The organism is uncultured Pseudoflavonifractor sp., assembly GCA_904419835.1.
In the GTDB taxonomy this organism is placed as follows: domain Bacteria; phylum Bacillota; class Clostridia; order Oscillospirales; family Oscillospiraceae; genus Pseudoflavonifractor.
In genome coordinates, this window is the sequence record CAJFTA010000066.1 from 1 (window position 1) to 16328 (window position 16328).

Below are 16328 nucleotides of genomic sequence, written 5' to 3' on the forward strand. Positions count from 1 at the left end.
CATGCGCCTCGAAAATGACACTTCTCATGAAATTTTTGCCGACAATTTCATCAGAAATCGAGGCGAAAATTTCATGAAGCTCCTTCGAAAAAGTGGCGGTAGCCACTTTTTCGACAGCCTGATGTCCGCCGGACCAAAAATCCGGCGGACATTTTTTTGGTTTCCTTGCGGTTTTCTTTACAAATCTTAAATGCCCGCAAACGACAGACAAAGGGTGGGGGTGTATGCTCTCTGACAGAAAGGAGGCAGAGCCGATGAACGGATCTGACCTGCGCAGCCGCCCCATCATCGAGGTCAAGGATCTCCGCAAGGAGTACCCTGTCGGTGATGAAACTGTGGTGGCGCTCAAGCGCATCAATTTAAATGTCATGCGGGGGGAGATCTGCTGTATCTTCGGAACCTCCGGCTCGGGCAAGAGCACCCTCCTCAACCAGCTGGCCGGGATGGAAAAGCCCACCCGGGGCCATGTGTCCATCGGGGGCGTCCCCATCTCCCGTCTGAGCGAAAACCAGCTGGCCGCCTTCCGCCAGCGGCACCTGGGCTTTGTCTTTCAGTCCTACAATCTGCTGCCCAACCTGACCGCCACGGAAAACGTGGCCATGCCCCTCATGTTCCGGGGCGTACCCCGGAAGCAGCGGGAGGCGGCGGCCCGGAAAATTCTCTGCCAGGTGGGCCTGTCCCACCGGCTGGACCACTTCCCCCGGCAGATGTCCGGCGGCCAGCAGCAGCGGGCGGGCATTGCCCGGGCCTTCATCGCCCGGCCTGACGTGGTGTTCGCTGACGAGCCCACCGGCAACCTGGACTCCAAGACCACCGTGGAGATCATGGATATGATCTGCTCCTTCTCCCGGGACTACCACCAGACCATTATTCTGGTTACCCACGACCCGGAGATGGCGTCCTACGCCGACCGCATCGTCACCCTCATTGACGGCGAAATCGTCCGCAATCAACTCAACAGCAAGGAGAACAAGCACCATGAATCTTAACCGTTTTCAGCGCATCTTCTCCGTCCTCATCCTTCTGGCCCTGGCCACGGCGCTTGTCCCGCTGGCCGCCCGGGCCGAGGGCGGAAATCTGTACGTCACCGGCTACACCGTCACCAACTCCGGCAACGGCACGGTGAGCGCCATCACCAAAAACGGCATCGCCAACATCACCGTGTCCATCAAGGACATCAGCGAGAGCAGCGGCGACAAGGACCCCGCCGATCTGGACATCAGCAAGCTGGACGACAGCTTCACCGGCGGGACTGTGTCGGTAAAAAAGACCTCCCAGCCGGGCCAGCCCCTGTCCTATGAAGTCAAGCTGACCGACGTCCGCTACAAGGGCGTGGGCCAGACCGTCAGGCTCCAGGTGGGCGAGAAGGGCAAGCCGGACAGCTATCAGAACCTGGAGGTGACCATCACCGAGGCGGTGGTCTACGAGGCCCCCCAGAGCGTGCCCGACACCACTCCCGAGGCCGCGCCCGCCCCCATGGTCCTCATCTCCCGCAGCGACATCGCCTCCCCCCTCCAGCCCGGCCAGGAGAAGGAGATCGCGCTCTCCTTCCAGAACCTGAGCGGCATCCGGCTCAAGTCCCCGGTGGTCACCCTCACCCCCTCGGAGGGATTATCCCTCACCGGCGGCTCCTCCTCCTTTGCACTGGACGATATCATGCCCAAAAAGACCGCCGTCCTCAAGGTGCGGGTCAGGGCCGCCGACGTCATCCCCTCCTCCAGCCAGTCCCTGGGGGTGGAGCTGAAGTTCAACTACTACAACAATCTCTCCTCCGTCCAGGGCAGCGTCACCGACAAGGTGACCATCCCCGCCCAGGCCAGGGAGAGCGTTCCCCAGCCGGTGGTCATCGTCTCCCGCTCCCCTATGGATACCCCCATCGCCCCCGACGAAACCCGGGAGATGACCGTCACTTTCCAGAACGCGGGCGCCGCCAAGCTTGTGGCCCCGGTGGTTTCGGTGGCTCCCTCCGAGTCCCTGATGCTTCTCAACGACGTGTCCACCTTCCTCCTGTCCGACATTGAGCCGGGCAAGAGCGCCTCTATCAGCCTCAAGGTGAAGGCCGCCAAAACCATCGCCTCCACCACCCAGTCCATTGCCACTGAGCTGAAGTACGGCTACGACAACGGCACCACCCTGACCCAGGCCGCCGCCTCCGACAAGATCAACATCCCCGCCCAGGCCAGGGAGAGCATCCCTCAGCCGGTGGTGCTGGTGACCCGCTCGGCGGTGGATAAGCCCATCTCCGCCGGGGAGACCATGAGTCTGACCGTCACCTTCCAGAACGCGGGCGCCGCCAAGCTCCTCTCCCCCTCCGCCTCGGTGACCCCCTCCGACTCCCTTATCCTGCTCAACGACACCTCCACCTTCCTCCTGCCCGACCTTGAGCCGGGCAAGAGCGCCTCCATCCCCCTCAGGGTGAAGGCGGCGGCGGAGATCTCCTCCACCACCCAGTCCATTGCCACCGAGCTGAAGTACGGCTACGACAACGGCGAGACCATTACCCAGGCCACCGCCTCGGACAAGGTGAATCTCTCGGCCAACGCCACCTTGAAATCCGATGTTTCGGTGCCCAGCATCGTCATCCGCAGCTTCACCTACGGCGGCCCCTCCGTGGCCGCGGGCAGCAAGTTCCCCCTCAGCTTCACCTTTGAGAACACCGGAAAAACCGCCATTGAAAACGTGGTGGTCACCGTGGACGGCGGCGAGAGCTTCACCATGGACGGCAGCACCAACACCTTCTACTACGGCAGCCTTTCTGCCGGCGGCACCCAGGTTCAGGACGTACCCATGCGCACCGTGCCCACCAGCAAGAGTGGCGCCCAGAACATCAGCGTGGGCTTTAAATACGAGTATGTAGACGGGGAGAAGCGATCCCAGGCCAGCGCGGACATCAAAATCTCTCTCCCTGTCTACCAGCCCGACCGGTTCCACATCAACGCCCCCACGGTGCCCGAGTCGGTAAATGTGGGCGAGGAGGCGGAAATCCTCCTGTCCTATGTCAACAAAGGCAAGGACGATCTGGCCAACCTGGAGGCCACCGTGGAGGGCGAAGGGGTGTCCACCCCCGCCCGCACCCAGTATCTGGGCAACGTCACCGCAGGCACCAGCGGCAATATCGGCTTTGCCCTCACCCCCGAGCAGGAGGGCGATATCAAGCTGGTGCTGAAGATCTCCTACGAAAACGGCGATCAGCAGGTACAGACCCGGGAATTCCCAATCACCCTCCGGGCCATTGACATCCCCCCGCCCGACGACTACTCTCCCGACGATTTGCCCGCTGAGGAGGGCGGTTTCCCGGTGATTCCGGCGGCTGTCGGCGTCGGCGTCGCGGCGCTTGCCGCGGCCGTGGTGCTGGTGCGGCGGAAAAAGGCCGCCGGCGCCGCCAAGGACAGCTGGAGCGACTGGAATGACGAAGACTCCGGCGTCTCCGGCGGGGAGGGATAAGCTGTGAAGCGCAACGATCTCCTCCGCATGTGCCTGCAAAACCTGATGCGCCGGAAGTCCCGCACCTTCCTCACCGTGCTGGGCGTGCTCATCGGCTGCTGCTCCATCGTCATCATGGTGTCCCTGGGCATCGGCATGAAGGAGACTCAGGAGCGGCTGCTCTCCGAGATGGGAGATCTGACCATCATCACCGTCAACGCCCCCCAGGGCGGCCGGGGCAAGACCAAGCTGGACGACCCGCTGCTCAAACGGCTCCGCTCCCTCAGCGGCGTGGAGGCCGTCACCCCCAGACTGCGTCTGGAGGCCGACTCCATTACCCTTATCACCGGCACCGGCAGGCGCTATGTGGCCGACTGGACCACAGTGGTGGGGCTTGACACCGACGAGCTGGAGAAGATGGGCTACCAGCTTCTGGAGGGGCACGCCCCCACCAAGAGCGGCGACGTGGTTGTGGGCCAGTTTCTGGCCTACAGCTTCCGGGACACCCTCCGCCCCGACGGCCGCAACATGGTGGATCGCTGGATCGGCGGCTGGGACCCCAACGGCAACCTGACCGACGTACCGCCCCCCTACTTCGACGCCATGAAGGCCACCTACATAATGGAAATTGAGGCCATGGGCAGCAAGTTCTCCGTTACCGTCAACCCGGCTGCCATGACCAAGGAGGACTACTCCAAGGGCGGCGAGACCTCCGACGGAATTATCGTCAGCCTGGCCGACCTGCGCAAGCTGCTGGACAAGGCCCAGGGCAACAAGAAAAAGGCCGTCCCCTACGACTCGGTTATGGTCAAGGTGTCCGGCATCAATATGGTGGAACCGGTGGAGAAGGAGATCCGGGCCATGGGCTACTCCACCGACTCCATGGAGAGCATCCGCAAGCCCATGGAGAAGGAGGCCCGGCAGAAGCAGATGATGCTGGGCGGTCTGGGCGCCATCTCTCTCTTCGTGGCCGCTCTGGGCATCACCAACACCATGATCATGTCCATCTCCGAGCGGACCCGGGAGATTGGCATCATGAAGTCTCTTGGCTGCTATGTCACCGATATCCGGGTCATGTTCCTCTCCGAGGCCGGCGCCATTGGCCTCATCGGCGGGCTGATCGGCTGTATCATCAGCTTCATCGTCTCCGTGATCATCAATCTGGTCTCCCTGGGTCCGTCGGCGGAAAATCTGCTCCCCGCCATACTGGGCGGAGAAAATATCAACCGGGTGTCCGTCATTCCCCCGTGGCTCCTCCTGTTCGCCGTCATCTTCTCCGTGTTCATCGGTTTGGGCTCCGGCTACTATCCCGCCAACAAGGCGGTCCGAATCCCGGCTTTGGAGGCCATTAAGAGCGAATAAGCGCAAAAAGAGACATGCCTGGGCATGTCTCTTTTTAGCCTGTCAAAAAATCTTGGTTGAACAGAATCGGGCTGTGTCGGGGCGGGGGAGCGCGAGGGGGCAGCCGCCCGCCCCGCGTGGAATCGAATGCCCCGGAAGCCTTGCTGTGCAAGGTACTGGCAGTTCTTCACCACCCGGTCCAGCACCTTGTCCGGGATGCAGTCGCCGTAGGCGTGCATGAGGGGATTTCTGGTCTGATGGAACTCCTCCAGCCGCAGCTTCCACGTGCTATTGTCCTCTTTGGGAAAGTATTTTGAGAAACAGGCGTCCCAGCTGCTGTTGATGATGCTGACCACAGCGCCCAGGGACATGGCGTCCAGGAGGGAGGGGTTCTCCCGCCAGCTGGACATGGCCCGGCAGTTTCCGTACGTCACCTCCAGGAAGTCCAGGTACCCCGACAGGCCTGCGCTCCGGTAGGGCTCCAGCGTCTCCGTCCATTGGCGGATCGCATCTCTCTTGGGCTGGGCCGCCTGGTACCGCAGCTCGTCCATGGCCGGAAACTCCGTCCGGATCATCTCCTTGAGCCGCCGTTCCGCCCGGATGAAGGTTTCAAACAGGGGCACCTTCGTCTGCTGTGTCTCCAGATACACCGTGAAATCCCGGGTCATGGCATAGTAGCCGTTTCCGTCCTTGCACAGGTAGCCCCGCTGCTCCAGCACGCTCACATTCCGCTGCTCGGCCAGGGTCATGGGGCCGAACAGGGCCCCCAGCATGGCCTCCAGCTGGCGGTCCTCCTGGAAGCGGTTGTGGAGGGTCTTGTAGAAGTCCTCAATGTCGCCGCGCAGCCGGCGGGCGAAGATCTCGTCCACCCGCGCCGCATCCACCTCCCGCTGCTGCATCCGGTCCTCCACCAGCTCCCGGGCGAACATGGAGAGGAGGAAGGGAATCCGTCCGCAGTAGTACTCCAGCCTGGCCTTCATCTCCCCGTCGGGGAAGATGTCGTAGTCCGTCAGGGCGCCGTAGAACTCCGCCATGTCCTGGTCGTTGAAGCCGTACAGCGTAAAGGATGGGAACACGCCGTGGAAGGAGGAGATGCCGTCGGCGCTGTGCTCAATCTCGGCCACGGGGCTGCGGGAGATGAGGACGGTGGTCATTTTGCGCTGATCCAGCTCGGAGGACAGGGTGCGGATGAACTGGAAGTAGCACCTCCCGTCCAGCACCCATCTGGCCGCGTCAAACTCGTCCAGCACCCAGAGCACCCGCAGGCCGTGCTCCCAGGTCCTGCTGAGTATGCTGATCAGGGGCTGGCGCATGCGCATATACCAGTTTTTGTCCCCGTTGGTCAGACATTCCAGCTTTGTCCTGGCCTTCTCCAGGCTCTCATCCCAGATGCCCTTCTGGCGCAGAGCGGCCTCCAGCTCTTCCACAAACATATACCAGAAGGCGGTGACGTCCGGGCACTCCCCCACGTTCATGCGGATGACCAGCACATTCTCCTGTCCGGCGTGCTCCCGCAGCACCTGGGCCACCAGGGAGCTCTTTCCGATGCGGTGAGGGCCCACAATGGACAGCCCGCAGCAGGGGGCGGCGCCGAACATCCAATCCCCCAGCCGGTCCAGCTCGCTCCGCCGCCCGAAGAAGGAATCCCCTGAAACCTGGGGGCCCGCCAGGAACCGATTTGTCTTTCTCATCGTTATTCTCCCCTCGTCTCCAGCAGCCAGCGCTCCAGCAGCTTGACCTCAATGCGGTAGGCATCGCCGGTCACCTGCTCCAGCACGTTGCGCTGCACCAGCCGGTCCAGCGCGTCGTTTATGCCGGCCTCCCCGGGCAGGGCCGCGCAGATCTCCCGCAGGCTGGCCTGCCCGGTGGTGCGGGAGATCCGGGCCACCTCCAGCAGGATCTTCCCGTTGATCTCCTTGAGCTCGGGCCGGCCCCGCTCGTTGAGCTGAGGCTCAAAGATGGACTCGTCCAGGAAGGACATCCGTCCAAAGGCCCGGGTGCGCAGGAAGCTCTTGACAATGGCCTCCCCCGCCATGGCCGCGCCGATGGCGTTCATGTAGTCCACCAGGTTGGCGCACAGCAGAATGGTCAGGTAGGCGCTGCCCGCCGTCAGGCTGTACAGGGTGTCCACCGCGCTCTCCTGGAACGGCGGCTCGGCCAGGCGGTTCTCCCGCATCAGGGGCTCCCGGATGAGCTGCTTGGCCGGCTCCTCCTCCAGGTAGGTGATGCGCATCAGCTCCATGCAGGCAAACTCGTTCTGATTCTCCCGGATAAAGTCGGGCATGTCGTCCTGTCCGGCCACCACGGCGAACACGCAGTAGTTCTGCAAAAATCCCTTCCAGAACTTCATGAAGTCACCGCTGATGGTGCCGTCCTTGATCTTGGTGTGCAGGTAGGTAAACTCGTCCAGCAGCACCACGATCACCATGCCCCGCTCCCGGAAAATCCGGTCCAGCTGGCGCATATAGTTGGCAAAGAGCACCGAGGCGTAGTCCGGCTTCTCCAGAATCCGCTCCGCCGGGTTCTCCACCTCCCGCTCGGCCAGGACGGCGGCCAGCTCGGGCCGGCTGTCAAAGGACTCCTGGGCGATGTTCAGCAGGTGATAGAAGAAGCCCACCACCGCGTCTCCGCTGTCCATCAGGATGTCGCCCATGTTCTGGACCTCCCAGATCACCACCCGGTCCCGGTAGGCCGGCTGGCTCAGGCGGCGCCTGAGGTGGTAGAGCAGGCTGCTCTTGCCCGTGCGGGTCTGGCCGTAGATGGCGATGCCGTGGCTGTAGCTGGGGGGCGCGGCAGGAGGGCAGATCTTGCCGCAGATTCGGTCCAGCTCGTCGTTTCTGCCGTAGAACATGCTCTCGTCGTGCATGGGGCTGCCGATGTTCTTGGTGTAGGGGTTCTCCAGCTTGCGGAACTGCTCGGCGCGCACCACGCAGGTCAGCTCCGTCACCTGGGGCTCGCTCTTGGTGAAGTCCTTGGCGGTTCGGTTGTAGCGGTAGCTGTACCGCAGGTTCAGGGTAAAGCTGCCCATCTGCCGGGCCTGCTCCGTGAGCCGCACCAGCAGAATCACCTCGGTGTAGGTGTCGCCCCGCAGGCCGTTGATGCTGCCCCGGCCGTCCTCGGGCCGGCAGGAGAGAATATCCTCGCCGTCGCCCTCATACTCGATGGTGTCGGCGGTCTGGTGGTTGCGCTGGTTGGACACGCTCAGGTACACCCGCACCTCTCCGCTGCTGTCGTAGTGGGGCGGCGTGGACAGCTCCCAGGTCAGCATGGGGGGCAGCATCTCATACATATTGGCCTGCTGCTCAATGAGCTGGCTGCGGATATCCTCCAGCGCGTGGACATAGACGTCAAAGGACAGGCGGGTGGGCGTCTCCCGGATGGCGGCGTTGAGCTGGTCGATGCGCTGGATGGTATCCTTGAGGCACTCGGCCCGGTGCTCGAAGTCCATGCCCTTGTGGTAGTCGCACTCCCGGCGGAGAATGCCGCAGAACTCCTGCAGGCGGGCGTAGTCGGTGGCGTCCAGCCAGTTGGCCCAGTCGGGGGACTGGAGCTCGTGGAAGCTGCGCTCCTCCTCCAGGCTGCCCATCACGTGGCGGGCGCACTCCTCCATGTGCCGCTCCAGCTCCTCCTCCCGCTTGCGGAGCAGATCTCCGGCCCGGTTGAGCATGCCGCTGAAGTCCACCATGTCCTCCTGCATGGTCACCGGATCCCCCAGCACCTTCCCCAGCTGGCGGAGCAGGCCCGCCCGGAGGGGCTTGGCGTCGTACAGGCCCTGCTTGAAATCCATCCGGCGGCCCCGCAGCTCCCGCATCAGGCGCAGCACGCCCACCAGGAACTCGGGGTAGAGGGCCTCGGCCAGGCTCCGCTCGGAGAGGAAGCGGAAGTCCAGGGCATCGTGGCCGCTGCCGGCGGCCTGCTGGGAGATGAAGGCGGACAGCTCCCGCTGGCCCATGGTGTAGGACCGGAGGAAGCAGTTCACGGAATCCCGGAAGCAGCGGTTCTTGGGCCCCAGGTTGGGCAGACAGGACAGGTAGGCAAAGCGGGCGGTGTCCAGCTGGTTTGCGTTGTCCACCATATAGTCGCCCCAGGCGGCAATGGCCCTGGAGGCGTAAATCTTCTCGTTCTGAAGGGTAAGCTCCTTCTTCCACAGCGGGCCCGACCGGTTCTCCGGCTCGTACCGGTCCATCAGCTCGTCGATGATCCGGGCGGCGGCAAAGAGCTTGTCGCTGCGGGTCTTGGCCGAGCCGCCCCGGGCGCTGGACTGCTGGCGGATCTCCTGGGCGGCCTCCGCCGGCGTGCCCACATAGCGGCCGCCCGAGATATGGCTCTTGACCACCGCGGCCAGGTCCAGGTTGCGGATGCGGGCGAGCACATAGCCGTTGAGCAGGCCGTCGGTGGGATCCTCGTCGGGATCCTCGTCGTCATAGCTCAGGTCGTTGAATTCATCCTGGTTATAAGTCCCCACGCCCAGGTTGTGGTCCAGGATGCCGTTGGCGATGGGGTCGGCTGGATAGAGGCGCAGCACCTCCTTGGCCAGGCGCTCGGCTTCTGTAAACTCGCCCTGGTGGTAGTAGCAGGTGGCCTCCCCCTTCTTCACCGACAGCTCCGCCTTGGCCAGGCGGTCGCCCTCCGGCGTGCTGCGGTACTGGCTGTACAGGTCCCGCCACCGGCGGTAGGTCTCCAGCGCGTCTCCGTACCGGCCCAGGCGGATATAGGTCTGGGCCTTCTGGATCATGTGGTGGGATTTTCTGCTGCCCCGGGCGGAGGCCCGGATGGCCTGCTCCAGCACCGCGCACAGGTGCTCCAGGGCCTCGGTGGTCTTTCCTTTCTGATAGATCTGGATCTCCAGGTTCAGGGCCTTCTCCTTGGTGAGATAGTCCCGGTACTGGTTGAAGAGGTCCACCGCGTCCTGCCAGCCGTCGGGCAGGCGGTTGTAGAGGCCGATGAGATCCGCCACGGTGGACTCCAGCTTCTCCTCCCGCTCCAGGGCCCGCTTATAGTAGTACAGCGCGGTGTCCAGGCTGCCCCGGATCAGCAGCTGATGGGCCTTTTCATAGTTGGGACAGGGGTCGCCCAGCTTCCAGGCCGTGGCCTTCCGCACCGGCTCAGCCTCCGGCACGGGCGCGGGGGCAGGCCGGGGGGGCTCGGCGGGCTCCTGCCCGCTGCCGCTGCTCTGCTTCTCGTCGGACGCAGGCTGCACCCGCTTGCTCAGGGGGGCCTGCTCTTTCTTTTTGTCCTCTTCCGGCGCCAGCGGCTCATAGGGGCAGTCCTCATAGGGGTCGCTCTCGTCCACCTCAGGCGGCGCGTCCAGGGCTGCGTTGAAGGCAGCCCACTGCTCCAGCCGCGCCGCGGAGGGCTTGAGCGCCAGATAGCTGATCTCCGCCTCGTCAAAGGGCCGCTCCCGCATCATCTGGCCCACAACCTGCTTGCCGTCCTTCAGGGTCTCCAGCCGGAAGAACACCTCCTGCTCGCTGAAGAAGAGGTTGGTGTGGCAGTATTCCTCCAGCCAGGGATCCACCAGGGCGTTGTCCTTGAAGGACCACTTGATCCCCTTCAGGTCAATCACCTTGCCCCAGGCCTTGTCCTTGTCGTAAAAGAGGAGGGTGCCCCGCTGGAACTCGTCCCGGCCCACCCGGCCCAGGCGTTTGGCCGCCTCCCGCTGTCCACGCTCGGTCAGGCGGATGTTGGAGGCCGCCAGCCGGCCCAGGTGGTTGGTGCCCCGCTCATAGGACACCTCCAGGCCGCTGAAATCCCCCTTGGCCAGCAGCTGCCGCAGCGCCAGGTCCTGATCCGTCACCTGGGTGACATAGAAAAAGATATTGTCCGGAAAGACCCGCAGGAAGCCATACCGCTGCTCCGGGAAGAAGTTCTGGATGGTGGTGGTCAGCGCCGGCTTTTCCGGGGCGGCCTCCTCCTTCTGCCGCTCCAGCTCGGCCTGGGCCATCTGCTCCTCCCGGTCCCGCACCTCCTGGCTCAGCTCCTTCCAGGAGGCGGGCAGGGCATAGAACAGGGCGTCCAGCAGCTCTCCCGGGTCGGAAGAGGCGTCCCCCTCCAGCTCCACGTTCTCCCGCTCCGCCGCCACGGCGGCGGCCAGCAGGAGCCGGCGGAGGGCATCCCCGTCCCCGGTCTGCTCCTTGCCCCGGATGATGGGGGAGAGATTCCGCTCCTCCCGGCACCCCTCGCCCAGGACCCGGCACCCCGCGTACTGAAGGCAGCGGCCGCTGAGGACCGCCTGGACCAGGAGGGGCAGGGCTTCCTCCGGCTTTCTGGCCTGGATCAGGCACTCGGCCGCCAGCTCCGGCCACCCCGCCTGGGAGAAGCAGAGGGCCGCCGTCTGATATTCCTCCGCCCCCAGCTCCAGCGCGCCCATCAGCGCCGCCAGCAGCGCTCTGGCCGGCTCCGTCTCCGCGGTCTGCTCGGCCCGGTTGGTCCGGGCCTTCAGATCGTGGAGCTTGTCGGCCAGCGTGTGGTTGGCCACCGCGTTCTCCAGGCTGTCCAGCACGCCGCCGGCCATCTCCCGGACGCTCTTGGCCTCCCCCTTCAGCGCCTGCCGCAGCAGTCTGGCCGCCGTCTTGACTGTGAGCGGCTCCTCCTCCCGCTTCAGCTCCGCCCGCAGGTCCGCCAGCACATGCCCGGCGGGCGCGGACGGCGCGGGCGTCTGCGCCTGCTCCGCTCCATTGTCCTGCCCCACCGCTTCCTCTGCCGGCAGTATATCAAAGGAAATAATCTGGTCCAGCAGAATTCTCGGCTCGCTCTTCTCGCTTTTGAGGTGGATCAGCACCTCATTGATGCGCAGCACCGTGCCTGTGGCGGTCTGAGCGCCCTGCTGTCCATAGCAGAGCTGAACCCGGTCTCCCACTTGAATTTCACTGAGGATGATATCTTGAAAGGTCGCCATTGCGTTTCACCTCACTCAGAATTGCCTGTTTTCTTATTGTAGCACAGTATTTTCCACTTTGACATACTCGCGTTTAATTTTTCGCTGTTTTCTTTGGCCCGTCCGGTATCTCCCGGCTCCACTTCCCATGTGTCCAGGTCCCTCTCCACCTGTGCCGGCTGAATTTCCGGAGGAAAAAACATTGGCGCCCGCTGCGGGCGCCAATGTTTTTCTGTTCTTTTTTCTCATGTACTGACCGTGATGGACCAGTGGTTCTGATACTGCCCGCCCGGTTCCAGTGCGATCAGATCGGGCTGCTCCTCGAACGCAGCTGCCTTTCCCTGCTCCGAGGGCAGAGAGACCCACGGCTCAATGCAGACATAGGGCGCGTCAGTCCCCGGCATGTGCCACAGGCCCAGGTATGGCATCTGGGGGCAGGATACCGTAACTCTGCGGCTGTCGCCCTCCGCCTCCAGCGTCACCTCTCTGTCCGCCTCCGCCAGCACCACGGCGTCGTCATCGAACAGGTCAAGTCCGGCCTATTCTCTTTCAGATGGGCCATTTCGGAAAGACGCTGATTCGGGCAGAACCAGCAGCCCCCCTGGACGTGTACTGGTAAATAGGGGAAAGAAGGCCGTATTCTTTGCACAGTTCCAGGGCCATTTTCTCGGTGTAGCCGTACCTTTCAAGCAAGGACACTTTGTTCGTCCCGCGAAGTCTTTCAAGTCGCTCCGGTTCGTCGATCGCAACGCCGACGTACTGGGTGAAGTCGGCCGGTTTCTGTCCCAGGCGCTTGTAATAATCGCCGATCGGTTTCAGTTTGCAGTCGCGTTGAATGGTACAGCGGCCGCTCAACGGGAAGCCGCGCATTTTTCCGTTGTTCCCGTTCCGGCTCTTGGAAATGACGTGGAAGAAGTTTTCCAGGTAGTCGGTTTCTGCGGTGATCAGGTCGACGGTGAAGCCCCATTCGGCGAACTTCGGGATCGCGACGTTCTTCACAAAGTCGATATGTTCGGGCAGTTCACCGCTGATTCCGTTTTTTCGGTCATACATGACTTCACAGAACACGATCCGCGAAGGCGGAAGCCCGTGAATGTGGTCAAGTATGATCGCGGCTGTACTGTCCTTCCCGCCGCTCCACGAATGGAAATACTTCATCATGGTCCCTTTCTTCGGCCACGCCGTCGAAGTGCTTCCTGGACCCGCTTCTGGGCCAGGTCCGGGTCGTAGGCCGGCCGGAAGTTCTTGTCCAGGGTGACGCCGTCCTGGCCGCGCTTTAACTCGGCGTAAATGGTGGTCGCCGACACTCCGATCTGCCGGGCTATGTCGGCGGCGATCGCCCCGGCCGCGTACATGGTCGCGATCTTCTTCCGGTCTTCGAACTCGACCGTTTTGAACTGCTTCGGCACATTTTCACCTTCTTTCCGCGTCCGAAAATAAAAAAATGACCTGTGCGCGGGTCGAATGACCTTTGCACAAGTCAATAATAAATCTCGCGCGGCGGCGGTTTGTAGGCCTCGTTGCTTGCGTCCGGGCCGGAAATATGATATTCTAAGCTGTAAATCACACGCTGCCCGCTTGTGCGGAACCGTGGAAAATCAAGGAAAGAAGGTCGGACGATGTCCCATCAGCTTGTCGTTGTCCTGGACTTTGGCGGTCAGTATAACCAGCTCATCGCGCGCCGGGTGCGCGAGTGCGGCGTCTACTGTGAAGTCAAGCCCTACACCACCCCCCTGGAGCAGATTAAGGCCGTGGCGCCCATCGGCATCATTTTTACCGGCGGCCCCAACAGCGTCTATGACGAAAAGGCCCCCCATGTGGACCCGGAGATTTTTAAGCTGGGCATCCCCGTGCTGGGCATCTGTTACGGCTGCCAGCTCATGGCCCACACTCTGGGCGGTCAGGTAACCGCCGCTCAGGATGACTCCGCCCGGGAATACGGCAAGACGGAGACCTATTACAACACCGACTGCAAGATTTTCAAGGGTCTGCCCGCTCAGGGCATCTCCTGGATGAGCCACGGCGACTATATGGCCAAGGTTCCCCAGGGCTTTGATCTGGTGGCCCATTCCGATGCCTGCCCCAATGTGGCCATTGCCGACGAGGCCCGTGGCTTCTACGGCGTGCAGTACCACCCTGAGGTCAACCACACGGAGAACGGCGTGGCCATGATCCGCAACTTCCTCTACGAGGTCTGCGGCGCTTCCGGCGACTGGACCATGGGCGACTACAAGAACACCGCCATCCGGGAGATCCGGGAGAAGGTTGGCGACGGCAGGGTGCTGCTGGCCCTCAGCGGCGGCGTGGACTCCTCCGTGGTGGCCGCCCTGCTGGCAGAGGCGGTGGGTCGTCAGCTCACCTGCGTGTTTGTGGACCACGGCCTCATGCGCAAGGACGAGGGCGACGAGGTGGAGCAGGCTTTTGCCCGCTGGGACATCAACTTTGTCCGGGTGGACGCTGAGACCCGCTTCCTTCTGAAGCTGGCCGGCGTGACCGAGCCGGAGCGCAAGCGCAAGATCATCGGCGAGGAGTTTATCCGGGTCTTCGAGGAGGAGGCCAAGAAGATCGGCGCCGTGGATTTCCTGGCCCAGGGCACCATCTACCCCGATGTCATCGAGTCCGGCGCCGGCGACGCCGCTGTCATCAAGTCCCACCACAACGTGGGCGGCCTGCCTGACTACGTGGACTTTAAGGAGATCATCGAGCCCCTGCGCCTGCTGTTCAAGGACGAGGTCCGCCAGCTGGGCCGGGAGCTGGGCCTGCCTGAGTATCTGGTGTCCCGCCAGCCCTTCCCCGGCCCCGGCCTTGCCATCCGCATCATCGGCGACATCACCAAGGAGAAGGCCGACACCCTCCGGGAGGCTGACTTCATCTTCCGCGATGAGATCGCCAAGGCCGGCCTGGACGGCGGCATTAATCAGTACTTTGCCGTCCTGACCAACACCCGCTCCGTGGGCGTTATGGGCGACGGCCGCACCTATGACTATACTCTGGCCCTCCGGGCCGTCACCACCGACGACTTCATGACCGCCGACTGGGCCCGCATCCCCTACGAGGTGCTGGACCGGGTGTCCGTCCGCATCGTCAACGAGGTCAAGGGTATCAACCGCATCTGCTACGACATCACGTCCAAGCCCCCCGCCACGGTGGAATGGGAGTGAGCTTCCAGCGGTGCAGCGCGATAAGCGCAGGCCCCGCCATGCCGCGCATGTCTCCGGGGTGAGCCGTTCTGCGCCTGCCCTGCACTCAGGCATGTAACCAGCAAAGCCGCCCTGCTGATTTCTGAATCAGCGGGGCGGCTCCTTTTATGTGCAAAGTCAGATATTTTCTATGCTTTTTCAGGAAAACTGCATTTATTTTCCATCATCTCCTGGCCTGCATCCGCGTCCGCGGTTGTACGCTTTCCTGAGCAGAGTTTGAGTTTGGCAATGTCATACGCGGCGTTCCTCAGAGCGTTTTCCCTGTATCCGCCCTCAAAGGTCAGGAAATCGTTGAATTTCCTGTGGTTCTGTGATATTATTTCAATATTGACATATTTGAGGAACTTTTTCCTGTGTAAACACGGGGAAAAGTGCTTCACGCCTGCGTACTGCCCAGTGGAAATAAATTAAATTCATTGCAACGAAGGAGGACCCATATGGAAAGCAACAAGCGTCCCGAGAGCATGGAACGAATCACTACCCCCGCCTTGGCCGAGGCCTTTATCGCCCAGCAGGTGGCCGACATTCAGGCACAGGTGGGCGACAAGAAGGTGCTGCTGGCCCTCAGCGGCGGCGTGGACTCCTCCGTGGTGGCCGCCCTGCTCATCAAGGCCATCGGTAAGCAGCTGGTGTGCGTCCACGTCAACCATGGCCTGCTTCGCAAGGGTGAGCCCGAGCAGGTGGTCAAGGTGTTCCGGGATGAGATGGACGCCAATCTGGTCTATGTGGATGCGGTGGATCGCTTCCTGGATAAGCTGGCCGGTGTGGCCGAGCCGGAAAAAAAGCGCAAGATCATCGGCGCCGAGTTCATCCGTGTGTTCGAGGAGGAGGCCCGCAAGCAGGAGGGCATCGAGTTCCTGGCCCAGGGCACCATTTACCCCGATATTCTGGAGAGCGGTCCCGTGAAGGCCCACCATAACGTGGGCGGCCTGCCCGAGGATCTGAAGTTTGAACTGGTGGAGCCTCTGAAGTTCCTCTTTAAGGACGAGGTCCGCGTGGTGGGCAAGGCGCTGGGTCTGCCTGACGGTATGGTGTTCCGCCAGCCCTTCCCCGGCCCCGGTCTGGGCGTCCGCTGCCTGGGCGCCATCACCCGTGACCGGCTGGAGGCTGTCCGGGAGTCCGACGCCATTCTGCGGGAGGAGTTTGCCAAAAACGGCCTCGAGGGCAAGGTGTGGCAGTACTTCACTGTCATCCCCGACTTCAAGTCTGTGGGTGTGCGGGACGATAAGCGCGCCGACGAGTGGCCGGTCATTATTCGTGCCGTCAATACCGTGGATGCCATGACCGCCACCGTGGAGGATGTGCCCTTCGCCCTGCTCCAGCACATCACCCAGCGCATCACCAGCGAAGTCCCTGGCGTCAACCGCGTCTGCTACGACCTGACGCCAAAGCCCACCGGCACCATTGAGTGGGAATGACGCTCGAAACGGCGAAAACCCGCATGAATACAGGCTTTTTTGCCCGTCCATACTGCTCTTGATACTGGA

At 62.7% G+C, this 16328-nt stretch carries 12 protein-coding genes; 6 read left to right on the forward strand and 6 right to left on the reverse strand.

Annotation, left to right across the window (positions count from 1 at the left end):
- The 4 genes from QZY67_RS10440 to QZY67_RS10455 all read left to right on the forward strand — a co-directional run.
- A partial coding sequence (locus QZY67_RS10440; protein ID WP_295370094.1) for a hypothetical protein occupies nt 1-190 on the forward strand: 190 nt, incomplete at its 5' end.
- A 64-nt stretch (nt 191-254) separates the two neighbouring features.
- Entirely contained in the window at nt 255-989 is a 735-nt protein-coding gene (locus QZY67_RS10445; RefSeq protein ID WP_294537068.1) for an ABC transporter ATP-binding protein, read from the forward strand.
- On the forward strand, nt 979-3444 hold the full coding sequence (locus QZY67_RS10450) for a hypothetical protein (protein ID WP_295370097.1): 2466 nt from the start codon (nt 979-981) through the stop codon (nt 3442-3444). The genes QZY67_RS10445 and QZY67_RS10450 overlap by 11 nt, the downstream gene beginning before the upstream one ends.
- 3 nt (nt 3445-3447) lie before the next feature.
- Nucleotides 3448-4785, forward strand: coding sequence for an ABC transporter permease (locus tag QZY67_RS10455; protein ID WP_295370100.1), 1338 nt, complete (start codon nt 3448-3450; stop codon nt 4783-4785).
- Here the strand turns inward: QZY67_RS10455 and QZY67_RS10460 are convergent.
- The 5 genes from QZY67_RS10460 to QZY67_RS10480 all read right to left on the reverse strand — a co-directional run bounded on the left by QZY67_RS10460 (nt 4728) and on the right by QZY67_RS10480 (nt 13050).
- Entirely contained in the window at nt 4728-6455 is a 1728-nt protein-coding gene (locus QZY67_RS10460) for an ATP-binding protein (RefSeq protein ID WP_295370101.1), read from the reverse strand. The two genes, QZY67_RS10455 and QZY67_RS10460, sit on opposite strands and share 58 nt — an antisense overlap.
- Nucleotides 6456-6457: 2 nt before the next feature.
- A complete protein-coding gene (locus QZY67_RS10465; protein WP_295370103.1) occupies nt 6458-11662 on the reverse strand; it encodes a hypothetical protein in 5205 nt (1734 codons plus the stop codon).
- A gap of 224 nt (nt 11663-11886) precedes the next feature.
- On the reverse strand, nt 11887-12150 hold the full coding sequence (locus QZY67_RS10470) for a hypothetical protein (RefSeq protein WP_295370105.1): 264 nt from the start codon (nt 12148-12150) through the stop codon (nt 11887-11889).
- Between the two features lie 40 nt (nt 12151-12190).
- Nucleotides 12191-12802, reverse strand: a complete 612-nt coding sequence (locus tag QZY67_RS10475; protein WP_295370108.1) for a hypothetical protein — start codon at nt 12800-12802, stop codon at nt 12191-12193.
- Entirely contained in the window at nt 12799-13050 is a 252-nt protein-coding gene (locus tag QZY67_RS10480; protein ID WP_295370110.1) for a helix-turn-helix domain-containing protein, read from the reverse strand. The genes QZY67_RS10475 and QZY67_RS10480 overlap by 4 nt, the downstream gene beginning before the upstream one ends.
- 210 nt (nt 13051-13260) lie before the next feature.
- On the opposite strand from QZY67_RS10480, the gene guaA (QZY67_RS10485) reads away from it, so the two are divergent.
- Nucleotides 13261-14802 carry a glutamine-hydrolyzing GMP synthase gene (gene guaA, locus QZY67_RS10485; protein ID WP_295370113.1) on the forward strand — a complete coding sequence of 514 codons (1542 nt, stop codon included), beginning with the start codon at nt 13261-13263 and terminating at the stop codon, nt 14800-14802.
- A gap of 167 nt (nt 14803-14969) precedes the next feature.
- On the opposite strand, the gene QZY67_RS10490 is transcribed toward guaA (QZY67_RS10485), so the two are convergent.
- Entirely contained in the window at nt 14970-15221 is a 252-nt protein-coding gene (locus QZY67_RS10490) for a hypothetical protein (protein WP_295370114.1), read from the reverse strand.
- 84 nt (nt 15222-15305) lie between these two features.
- On the opposite strand from QZY67_RS10490, the gene guaA (QZY67_RS10495) reads away from it, so the two are divergent.
- Nucleotides 15306-16259 carry a glutamine-hydrolyzing GMP synthase gene (guaA, locus tag QZY67_RS10495; protein ID WP_366448970.1) on the forward strand — a complete coding sequence of 318 codons (954 nt, stop codon included), beginning with the start codon at nt 15306-15308 and terminating at the stop codon, nt 16257-16259.
- Nucleotides 16260-16328: the final 69 nt, after the last annotated feature.

Coding starts and splice junctions, on each gene's coding strand:
- QZY67_RS10445 (WP_294537068.1), top strand. CDS start 255: ATGAACGGATCTGACCTGCGCAGCCGCCCCATCATCGAGGTCAAGGAT.
- QZY67_RS10450 (WP_295370097.1), top strand. CDS start 979: ATGAATCTTAACCGTTTTCAGCGCATCTTCTCCGTCCTCATCCTTCTG.
- QZY67_RS10460 (WP_295370101.1), bottom strand. CDS start 6,455: ATGAGAAAGACAAATCGGTTCCTGGCGGGCCCCCAGGTTTCAGGGGAT.
- QZY67_RS10465 (WP_295370103.1), bottom strand. CDS start 11,662: ATGGCGACCTTTCAAGATATCATCCTCAGTGAAATTCAAGTGGGAGAC.
- QZY67_RS10475 (WP_295370108.1), bottom strand. CDS start 12,802: ATGATGAAGTATTTCCATTCGTGGAGCGGCGGGAAGGACAGTACAGCC.
- guaA (WP_295370113.1), top strand. CDS start 13,261: ATGTCCCATCAGCTTGTCGTTGTCCTGGACTTTGGCGGTCAGTATAAC.
- guaA (WP_366448970.1), top strand. CDS start 15,306: ATGGAACGAATCACTACCCCCGCCTTGGCCGAGGCCTTTATCGCCCAG.